The organism is Belliella filtrata (assembly GCF_022549775.1).
Taxonomy (GTDB): Bacteria; Bacteroidota; Bacteroidia; order Cytophagales; family Cyclobacteriaceae; genus Belliella; species Belliella filtrata.
On record NZ_JAKZGP010000095.1, the window covers coordinates 1 to 10,312 of the forward strand.

Annotated in this window: 11 protein-coding genes; 1 reads left to right on the top strand and 10 read right to left on the bottom strand. The window is 34.0% G+C overall.

Annotated features, from left to right (window positions below; genetic code table 11):
* Positions 1–133: 133 nt before the first annotated feature.
* The 4 genes from MM239_RS19815 to arfB form a co-directional block, all read right to left on the bottom strand.
* Entirely contained in the window at positions 134–2,878 is a 2,745-nt protein-coding gene (locus tag MM239_RS19815; RefSeq protein ID WP_241350066.1) for a TonB-dependent receptor, read from the bottom strand.
* Positions 2,879–3,023: 145 nt separating this feature from the next.
* On the bottom strand, positions 3,024–4,313 hold the full coding sequence (locus tag MM239_RS19820) for a sensor histidine kinase (RefSeq protein WP_241350067.1): 1,290 nt from the start codon (positions 4,311–4,313) through the stop codon (positions 3,024–3,026).
* 16 nt (positions 4,314–4,329) lie between these two features.
* Positions 4,330–5,007, bottom strand: a complete 678-nt coding sequence (locus MM239_RS19825) for a response regulator transcription factor (protein WP_241350068.1) — start codon at positions 5,005–5,007, stop codon at positions 4,330–4,332.
* A 75-nt stretch (positions 5,008–5,082) separates the two neighbouring features.
* On the bottom strand, positions 5,083–5,505 hold the full coding sequence (arfB, locus tag MM239_RS19830; RefSeq protein WP_262918712.1) for an alternative ribosome rescue aminoacyl-tRNA hydrolase ArfB: 423 nt from the start codon (positions 5,503–5,505) through the stop codon (positions 5,083–5,085).
* 107 nt (positions 5,506–5,612) lie between these two features.
* On the opposite strand from arfB, the gene MM239_RS19835 reads away from it, so the two are divergent.
* Complete coding sequence (locus MM239_RS19835; RefSeq protein ID WP_241350069.1) at positions 5,613–6,137, top strand: GNAT family N-acetyltransferase; 525 nt, start codon at positions 5,613–5,615, stop codon at positions 6,135–6,137.
* Between the two features lie 420 nt (positions 6,138–6,557).
* Here the strand turns inward: MM239_RS19835 and MM239_RS19840 are convergent, their stop codons facing one another.
* The 6 genes from MM239_RS19840 to MM239_RS19860 all read right to left on the bottom strand — a co-directional run bounded on the left by MM239_RS19840 (position 6,558) and on the right by MM239_RS19860 (position 10,236).
* Positions 6,558–7,013: a transposase gene (locus MM239_RS19840; RefSeq protein WP_262918713.1), complete on the bottom strand. Its 456-nt coding sequence runs from the start codon at positions 7,011–7,013 to the stop codon at positions 6,558–6,560.
* A gap of 162 nt (positions 7,014–7,175) precedes the next feature.
* Positions 7,176–8,327, bottom strand: a complete 1,152-nt coding sequence (locus tag MM239_RS19845) for a DUF4221 family protein (protein ID WP_241350070.1) — start codon at positions 8,325–8,327, stop codon at positions 7,176–7,178.
* Between the two features lie 53 nt (positions 8,328–8,380).
* Positions 8,381–8,584 (bottom strand): hypothetical protein, encoded by a 204-nt coding sequence (locus MM239_RS19850; RefSeq protein WP_241350071.1) that lies wholly within the window; start codon positions 8,582–8,584, stop codon positions 8,381–8,383.
* A 330-nt stretch (positions 8,585–8,914) separates the two neighbouring features.
* Positions 8,915–9,181: a DUF4372 domain-containing protein gene (locus MM239_RS21265; RefSeq protein WP_394801528.1), complete on the bottom strand. Its 267-nt coding sequence runs from the start codon at positions 9,179–9,181 to the stop codon at positions 8,915–8,917.
* A 203-nt stretch (positions 9,182–9,384) separates the two neighbouring features.
* Positions 9,385–10,011 carry a hypothetical protein gene (locus MM239_RS19855; RefSeq protein ID WP_241350072.1) on the bottom strand — a complete coding sequence of 209 codons (627 nt, stop codon included), beginning with the start codon at positions 10,009–10,011 and terminating at the stop codon, positions 9,385–9,387.
* Between the two features lie 45 nt (positions 10,012–10,056).
* A complete protein-coding gene (locus MM239_RS19860; RefSeq protein WP_241350073.1) occupies positions 10,057–10,236 on the bottom strand; it encodes a hypothetical protein in 180 nt (59 codons plus the stop codon).
* Positions 10,237–10,312: the final 76 nt, after the last annotated feature.

Below are 10,312 nucleotides of genomic sequence, written 5' to 3' on the forward strand. Positions count from 1 at the left end.
GGATAAACCAACTTTAAAGCTGATTTTCGTACATTAACATACAAATACGCGTCAATACGCTACAAAGGAGCACAAGACTCCAAATACTTGAATATTGGTCAGTAAATAATGTACCTGAGTAGTTACGTTTAAGTTAATAAGTGAATTTTAATTCAAGTCCGAAATATGGATCTTGATTGAGTAATCCAAGGTAAACACCCGTAGTTCTATCAAGATTTTCTGGTCTAATGTTCAGGAAGTTATTGGCGAAAAATGTAAACCTAACTCCTTTACCTAGATTTTTGCTCATGTTGAAATGTGCATTGTAATAGACAAAATTTGGTTCCCTAAAATATTGACCTCTTTGCTCTGTCCTACTCATGACATCATAGATGGGATTATCTCTTTCATTTTCAGGGATTTCAAAGTAATCCAAATTTTCATCCAAGTAGCCAACTGCTCTGTCCGTGGAAGGAAAAGACCTGATATAATTATACAAAAACACCTCTCCTCTCAAAGTCATGATCAAGCCTAACTTTGAAATATGGTGATTGACTGTAAATAATCCTTTTGCATTACCACTTTGACTTTGGGTACCTCCATAGACAGCAAACCAAAAAGGATCTCCCAATTGATAATTGGTTCTCTGTTGATATTGAAGAACATCAGCAAAAAAATAACTGTCGTAATAAGTCATCATAAACTGAAATGATGAATTGATTGACTCTATTTTCTCAGTAGAAAACAAAAATTCAAATCCATAACTTTTATCATTTGACCTGTTGAGTATAGATCTTTGAGCTACTGCATATCTTCTTGATTCGGAAGTAGGCTGATAGATTGGCTTTTGATTTTCTCTAAGTTCTGTTATCTCATATACAGGAATGTCAAGAGGAACCCAATTACTGTTTACAGAAAATCCATTATTAGAGTTGTTCAAAAAAGCTGTAACTCCTAAATCAAATATGCCCTTTTTATACTTTAGACCAACTTCTCTTTGCCTAGTACTCATTGGTCTTAATTGACTTGCATCATTTGGACGCTGATAGGTATAAACCAGAAAGAGAGATTCAGCTTCTCTACCATTGAAATAGTTGATCAACGGAATATCTTGAAATTGTGGACCTGGAAATAGGTGAATGAGGCCTGGAGCCTTGAACGACAATCCAAATCCCCCATAGATAAGCAAGTCTTTGCCAACTTTGTAGCTGGCATTGATTCTAGGTGAATAGCTCCAATTACCGATTTGATTGTCCAATCTCAAGCCTGCTGTAAACTTATAAGCTCTAGAAAATAAGTTTCCTGAAATTCTATCTTCTACATAAAGGCCAAACTGCTCCATAAAAGGATTCGTCTCTCTAAAACTCAAAGGCCTTTCATTTCCAAATTGAGAAATTGAGGCTGATGTCCTCAAAGGCCTTGTGGGGTCAAAAATCCTTCCAGCACCAAAATTACCATCAAATCTATAAGATGCACCGTATGATAAATTATGACTCGTTTTGTTATTCCCCAATATCTTCTCAAAATCGATTCGACTAGATAGATTTAATGGTCTACCCTCAATAGCCCTCATGGTTAAGTATGAAGATGGGTGATAAGTGCCCTCATTGATCCCTTCTCCCAAAAATCCCGTCACTGGAAGTACTCCTGGATTTACAAATTGCTCTGTAAAAGCATAGTCGTAGCTACCATTATATGAAAAATTAACTTTGAAATTGTCAAAAAACATTGATTTCAAATTGAAAAAGGTCCTATTTGAGATTGTCTGCCCCCTTCTTTCATAGTATACAACCCTTTCAGAAGCAAAATCTGGATCTATTCTGAAATCATCCAAAGTAGTATTGTATCTTAAATCAAGGGTATTTTTGATCAGCTTTTTCTTACCTATAAAAGCACTCCACATCAATCCACCACCTATTCTTTTGAAAGACTTGACTTCATCTCGAAGGTTTGGTCTACTATATAGATAGTCAATATTTGCATGTATGGAATGGTTGTCAGATAGCTGAAATCCTTTTGAAACTTGAAAGTTCTGGTCAGCACGTGCTTGTCTAATCGATACATTAATTGGAGATTTTCCAGCAGATGTTTCTATGATCACAGCTCCATTGGATAAGTCTCCATACTTCGCTGAGGCTACCCCTTGGATCACTTCGATTGACTCAATATTACCAACTGCTATTTGTCTCAAATCAAAACCTCCCGCAGGATTCTCTCCACCTTCAAAACTACTGTTTCGAAATCCTGTTCCACCTCCTAAACTACTGAAGTTTCCAGTTTGAGTAGGATTTCTTCCCTGCATATTGGCATTGTTGTTCAATTGATTATCATTCATTACTATAGATATCCCAAAAGAATTATTCAAAGATGATTGCCCCGTGTTGGCCGAGCGGAAATTTATCGTTTGTCCACTTTGTAAATCTGGATTTTGGATTCCTTGACCTGGAATCAATTGTAGGAGTTCTGCCAAACTATTGGCTTGAGACTGATCTATGACTTCTTTACCCAATTTGAAAGCTGACACAGATACATTGTCATCGTCACGTTTCGCAGTAACGACTACTTCTGACATGTAATTGTCATTGTCTTGTAATACAACATCTTTTCGGACAACCATTTGACTGGGATTCAACTCCAACTCAAACCGCTCAGTTTTCTTCCCAACCAAACGAACTGTCAAGGTTATGGTACGAGCAACATTCGAATTTATCTTTATCTCATACCTTCCATTATCATCAGTCAAAGCATAAACATTTTGACCAGCCATGACTGTGACATATGGAAGCGTCTCTTTAGAGCCAGCATCAGTAACTTTTCCATTTATGATATATTGTTGAGAAAAGGCACTCGAAATATTGAGAAAAGTGAGTATTAAAGCTATTTGTAGAAGTTTAATCATAGGGTGCCGTTTCATTCAACTTATATGACGCCCTAAATATCAAAATCAATTTAGAATAAAATTAGAAGTTGAAAAAAATCATTAAATCTTGATCTTAATATTGTACGATCTATGTGAAGTGAATTTAAATTTTGAAATTAATAGCTTATTCAAAATCCCATAGCTTGAATGAATGAAGCCCATTGATGTATTTATACTTGATTTTGAAATCATGAAGAATCACAATTTCTTTGCATATGGCCAGTCCCAATCCACTGCCAGAAAAACTTATATTTTCTTTGTTGAATCTTTTGAAAATCTTTTCACTATCTAAAGGTATCAACTTTCCAGAATTTTGAATCAATAAATTTTTCCTATTCAAGATCAAGTTCATTCTTCCAAAGTCCAGATTATGAGATATCGCATTTGTAAATAGACTATTGATAAGCGTTTCGATCAAGGCCCTGTTTCCCTTGATGTAAACCTCTTCTTCAATTTCCGTATATACCCTTATTGATTTGGTATCAAAACTTGACTGATACAAGTCAATAGTTTCCAAAAGTATAGCTGATAAATTTAGTTTTTCGTTGATAATAAATTGTTTGTTTTCAATCTTAGCAAGCATCAATAGATTCTTATTCAATCTTTTCATTCTGCTGACTGCCAAATTGATTTGACTAAGATATTCATGTTGACTTCCGGTCAACTCAGTTTGTAATAGTAATTCAGCTTTGCTTTGAATGATGGCTAAAGGTGTTTGCAATTCATGTGCAGCATTTTCTGTAAACTCTTTTTGTTGGTTGTATGCGGAATAGCTTCTATTCGTAAAATACAGTAGGTTATCAGAAAGTTTTATAAATTCATCTATGTCTGAGTCAATAGGACTCAATTTTTCTCCATTTTGAATTTTTAAACTAGAGAGTTCATTCAAAATCTTGTAGAATGGTTTCCAGACTTTTCTGGCCACAAATCTGTTGATCATGTAATAACCAATCAGGATGAGAAGAAAAAATATACTTGCCACTAAGGTGGTATATGGAATCACATCAAAATATTCTTCCATGTCTACCTCTGCCTTGAGTAGATATCTAACTCCAAATATATCGAGTTCAGATTCAAGATATCGGTAAGGCTTAATGGAGTTACTATATTGATCAAAACGCTCAGCAGTATAAAATCGATCTCCTTCTGATTGGTATGACATGGTATCCAAATCATAAATTTGATATCCGATATCAAGTTCATTAAGTAACCTTATTCTTAATATTGCTGTTTTTGGAATTTTGTACAAATGGTTCAACTGATCTTCTATTTGGACTTTTTTTGAAGCCAAGGTCTGATCTGCATCTAATATATAAATGTACAGCACTACGAAATAAAAAAGAGGTATACTGATTATTAGTAAAACAAAAGTAAGAAGTGTAAATGGCTTTAATGATTTATTTAAAAGCTTCATAAAAATTACGATTCAGTCAATCCAAACAAAATTTATAACCAGTCCCATAGACTGTTTTGATATAATCAGGACAACCGACTGTCTGCAATTTTTTCTTCAAATTTTTGATGTGTGCATATACTAACTTATCCCCATCTACAAAGTCAACTTGCTCACCAAGCAGGTGATCAGCAATAGCTGTTTTAGAAAGAACCCTTTCTTTGGAAGAAAGGAACAAGCGTAGCAAGCGAAATTCCCTAGGTGTCAACTCGACTTCTATGTCATTGTAATGCACAGAATTTTTGATTAGATTCAAGTATAACCCACCAGATTCGACCACATTATTTCCATCAAAAGATTTTCTTCTAGTGACCGCTGTGATCCTCATAGCCAATTCTGCCATATAAAATGGTTTAGTCAAAAAATCATCAGCTCCGATTTCTAAACCTTTCAATTTATCTTCAAGTGAATTTTTTGCAGAGATAATGATCACACTATCAGTTTTTTTCAATCTTTTGATTTCTTTCAAAATTTCAAATCCTGTCCCATCTGGCAAGCCAATATCTAAAAGTATACAATCATAGTTGTAAAGATTGATTTTATCTGAAGCATCCCTGACATTAGAGACCAACTCCATGACCATAGGAGAATCTTTAAAGTAACTTTGAATCCCTCTAGCTATTTCTATCTCATCTTCAACTACTAATACTTTCATAACTTTACAAATATAAAAGCAAATTTTGCATAATTTCAAATTCTCAATACAATGATCTCATTACCTTGTAAGCCCTCACCAATCCACCTTTCCCCTACTTTGCTTTTTTTCACCTTTGGATTTTTTGGCTTTGATCCGTGCTTCAATAGCTGACTTTTTGGGTTTAGTTGCTTTCCTCACTTTCTTCTTTTCAAATGCCTTTGATAAAGCGTCGTAAAATCTTTTGATAACTTGTTCTTTATTCTGGGTCTGTGATCGTTTTTCTTGACTTTGGAACATGATCTTTCCTTCATTGTCAATTTTGTTAGCCCATTTTATGTAGAGGTTTTGCTTTTCTTCCTCATTCAGAAAATGAGTCTCTTGTATATTGAAAAATAATTGAACTTTAGAATTTACTTTATTGACATTTTGTCCTCCTGGTCCACTGCTACGAGATGTTTGAAATTCAAATTCTGAATTGAAAACCTGTGATTTTATTTTTTGACCAATTGATATCATTTTTCTTATTCTTTTGATAAAGGTAACCATACTTTATGTTTAATTTGATATTTCAAGTCCAAGAGAACACTTACCAACTTCAACATGGATTTTTAAACCTTTTAAAAATGATACAAGTTATTACCGCCAAAGAAGTCGATTTAATTGAAGTCATAAAGTTAGCAGATATCATTTGGCCAAAAACTTTTGAAGCAATACTCTCTAAAGAGCAAATTAAATACATGATGAAAATGATGTATGACTTGAAAAAGTTAAAGCATCAATTTCACAATGAAGGGCATGTTTTTTTGATTGTAAAAGAAGGTTCCAAAAGTTTGGGTTTTTGTGTCTATCAGTTAGATTGTCAAGAAAAGGGCAAAACAAAAATTCACAAAATTTACTTATTGCCAGAAGCTCAAGGCAAAGGATTAGGTAAAAAGTTAATTCATGAAGTTATTGTAAATGCAAGAAAAAATGACTCAAACTTGATTTACCTCAATGTAAATATCAATAACACAAAAGCAATAGTTGCTTATAAAGCGATGGGATTTGAAGAAACAAAACGTGAAGTTATAGATATTGGGAATGGCTTCGTAATGGATGATATCGTAATGGAAATGAATTTGAAGAAGAGTTCATTAGAGAATAAATAAAAGACATCTTCTTGAAAGCTATAAGAAAAAGGAGCTATAAATGCCCCTTTTTCTAATTATATTTCATTAGTAACTACTGTCATTCGACTAAAATCAAAAATACTATAAAATCGCCCTTGGTGTTTAAATTAAGGGGAATTTTTCGAATTCTCACCCCCCCTGCTTTAAACCGAATAATTCAAATTGTACTATTTTCAGATCCCTTTCCAAACCTGACAATCTGCCTGATCTGACAAGCTTTATCAGGGATATATAGGAGCACATATTAATGGCTGCCATGTTTACGATTGTAACAAACTGTTCAGCCTCTTTGCACTGCCTGTGAATTACCGAAAACATTAAATTGGCTATCAATGCTATCCAAACCTGTGTTTTGATCCCTTTCAAGCTGTCCGAGTAAAAATATCCCAATTCAAAGTTTTACTTTAACTGCTTGAACAGAATTTCAATTTTCCAGCGGTATTTATAAAGTAGGATTATTGTGTTTTCACTGTAGTCAAGCATATTGGAAATGAACTCGAGCACCTTTCCGCTCACCGGGTCTTTATAGGTGATCAACCTGGCCTTCAGAGGCTCCTTTGACGGATTTAGTAGGATTATCTGATCTGAGATAATCCCTCCTTCTGCATATTCACTGATGTGGTTTGGTTTTCCTTCCAGAACCTGATAATCCGCATTGTCATTGAGCCGGGTCACAAAATAGACTCCGTTGTCGCTCCACTCTTTCCATTTTTGGTACTTGAGGTAACCTTTGTCAAAGACATAAATCGCCCCCTTTTCACCCTCAAGCTGTCCGAGAAAAGATTTGTCGTTGCAGGAAGCTTTGGTAATAAGTATAAGATCTGTGCTGACCGCTGGAAGTTTTTCAATTCCCAGTTATGTGAGCAGAACTTCAAGAAAAAATAGGTCTTTGCATAAACTTTTAACGAATGACAATTGGGAGAGAATAAGAGAAAAGCTTTTAATTTTTTAGAATTAGTAATTAGGATCAACAGAAACAGGCAACTATGAGCTCTGAGAGTCAATTATGTTAATTGTCTATTTTTGTTGATTTTTGTCAATTTTAAGTACCCTGTATTTAAAATTATCATCACTAAAATCATCACTATTGAGATTATTGGTTGACACATACAAGCCTTCCCTACCTACAAAAAAATTGGCAGAAGAATGCACTTCAAAATCATCAAAAACATATTCACCTAAACTGTTCAAGTCATTATCTAATACCATAACACCTGTTTTCGGTCGTGAACGTTCGAGCATTTGAAGTTCATCGATTGAATGTCTATTTTTAGGTGTATATCCTGGTAATAATATCCTGTAAAAAACATCTCTATAATTGTCGTAGAGGAAAATATCATATTGATCAGAACCGATAGTTTTCAAAGTTGCTTCTTCAGTACTGCCTGGGAATACATCCACCATATAGAATTGGTTGATAAATTCTGATTTACATTCCTTTTTTAAGATTACTTTTTTAGATATAAGATCAAATACCTGAATCTCATGATCATAGAAAGGGGCTATGTAGATTTTGTTTTCTTTCCTTGCCCATGAAAAATAGGATTGCTTTTTTCCTTCCTCCCAATAGTGTTTTTTGTAAAACACATCTTGCCAATAAAATCTATCTGTCTCTAAATTAAATGTATAAAGAAGATGTTGCTTTTGAATATCCGACTCCTTCATTTGATGATGCCCCATCAAAAATGGTTGGGCTCCAAAAATCTCAATGCCTTCTTTAATTAAAGGGATATATCCACCACTTCCAATATGACTAACATTGAAACTCTTTTCAATTAGAGGTTCAAACATATTTAGTTCACCAGAGAAGTCTATAATTCCAATTGCTGGAGGGAAAAAAGTAACTCCTATAGTATCTTTTGAAAACAAGGTTGCCCCAGTAAAATTCCTTGTTCTTTTTTCATCCTCAAATTCCAAAGGGATGTCCAAAATATTTTTTCCCGATGGAAATTCTGTGAATTGAAGATTTTTAGCTATATGATTATAATAAAAAATAAACTCTCCAGAATCAGTATCGATATATTGAATCATACCAGGATTTGTATAAGCCATGTTTGAGGCTTGAAAAACCACCTCACCCTCATGGCTCCAAGTAAACTCTATATTATTTATTTTTGGCTTGCAACTAGATAGCATAATAAAAACTGATAATACTTTTAAAAGATTCATAAAATAAAAGGTTAAGTTTTGCCACTATAATTAAATTATAGTGGCTTTTTAAATCATTCACATACACAATAATGCGTGATTGAGGGCATTTTACATCCGTCAATCCCTGGCACTTCTGGTCTATCAATAAATTGACACATACTTAAGTCTGGTGGTTGGATTGTAGTTTGAGCTTCCAAGTTAACTGGATGTGAGAAAACTACACCAATAACCAAAACACATACTGTCATAATCCCTTTTGATAGTTTCCTTTTCATAACCATTTTAATTTAAATTATTATACTTACTGAATATTTAAATATATATCGATATATCCAGATCTTTTTAGTTCAACTTTCTTTTGTTTGTGTTCATTTGTTTACAACATTGTAGATTGAAAATATATTTCCCGACATTTAAAACCTAAGCCTTTTTAACATCTACGAAAAGTGAAATTGTGGAAGAGTCAACGATCATGACTTTCTCCGAAACTACCTGTTTGTGCAGAAAGCTAAATTCTGCAGGTATCAGCTCTTTTTTATAATGCTCCAAAAGTTGTTGATATATCGATTCAAATACCGAACTGCTTTGGTTTATATTGGCATCACTTAGTATGCTGACCGCTGGAAGTTTTTCAATTTCCAGATATGTGAGTCGATCTTTAAGAAAAAGAAGATTTTTACATAAACTGTAATTGACTGACATTTGGTAACAACACCATAGAGCATAAAAACCAACTGCTTCCAGGTGGTCTTTGTATTATAGTATCTGTCACCTTGGTGCTCAGACACACAGAAGTCAACAATTTGGCGGGGAAGAAAAGAAAGTAGCTGACAAATTACCGGTTGACCCGCAAGATTCGTATTTTTGGACATGATGATTTAAAGTGTGGTAACTTCAAACATCGTAAACTTTAGCGAGGTGTCAAAACCTCGCTATTGTATTTTTTCAAGATTACTAAAAGACATGAAGTATTTTTGTCGGATGATAGTAATACTTTATAAAAAATTTACTGGTCAATTAAATCGGGCTCGCCCCATATCTTTGTTTAAGGTTTGCATTTTAACTTTCTATAGCTTTAATCAAAAAAACAAAGGACATTCAGATAAAACTCCCATCCCATTCCTATATCCCTGAATACACGGATATTTCCACCTGCCCCTCCGCCATAAAAAGAAACACCGGTTCTAAAGATAATTGCATATACTTCTCCATTTTTCCCCTCCTGAATAATCGGGAAACTAATAATGCCATAACCAAAATTTTTAGAAGGTTCACTACTACCTGATTTTTCTCTCAATTTCCTGAAATTATCTTCTATTTCTTCATCAGAAAGAATATTCACAATTATTTTATTCGGATCCAGGTTGACAGACTTTAGCTCGTCCAATTTCTTTATTAACTCAACTTTTTGTTCAGCACTGAGTAAGGTGTCAAAATCCACATAATTAATTGAATCAAATGGCATTCTACTCGACCTGTTCCCTAAGTTTATTTGTCGGTAATTGATAAATTCACTATAAAAATCATCTTCAGTCCCAACAGTATTTTGACGGAGTGTGCCATTGGGGTTGAAATATAAAAAACGCAGAAAATCGTATGCAAGGTCTGTTTCCGATTGGTGTTTCTGAGATTTACAGGCACCTATTACCAATAAGATAAGAAGTGAAAACATTACAAAAGCCTTTTGAAATAATTTTGTCATGATATTGGAAATAATTTTTACACTTGATTGCATCATGCTGATTCTTTAGTTACAAGGAGTCCCTTTTGCCTGACTATCATTAGTGGCTTCTTTACTTATGGCATCCTTTATCCTGGCTCTCTCATTTTCATCCAGAAAATTCTCTTTATATACTTCATACTCTATAAATTCATAATTATAAAAACCAATAAATCCACCCCAAACCATATCTTGATAAAACTGCATGGGTTGTAAATTACCCGGATTATTTGACTGGTCCCGCCGGTTCACCCTTGTCATTCAGGAAGTAGATGCTCCAAAC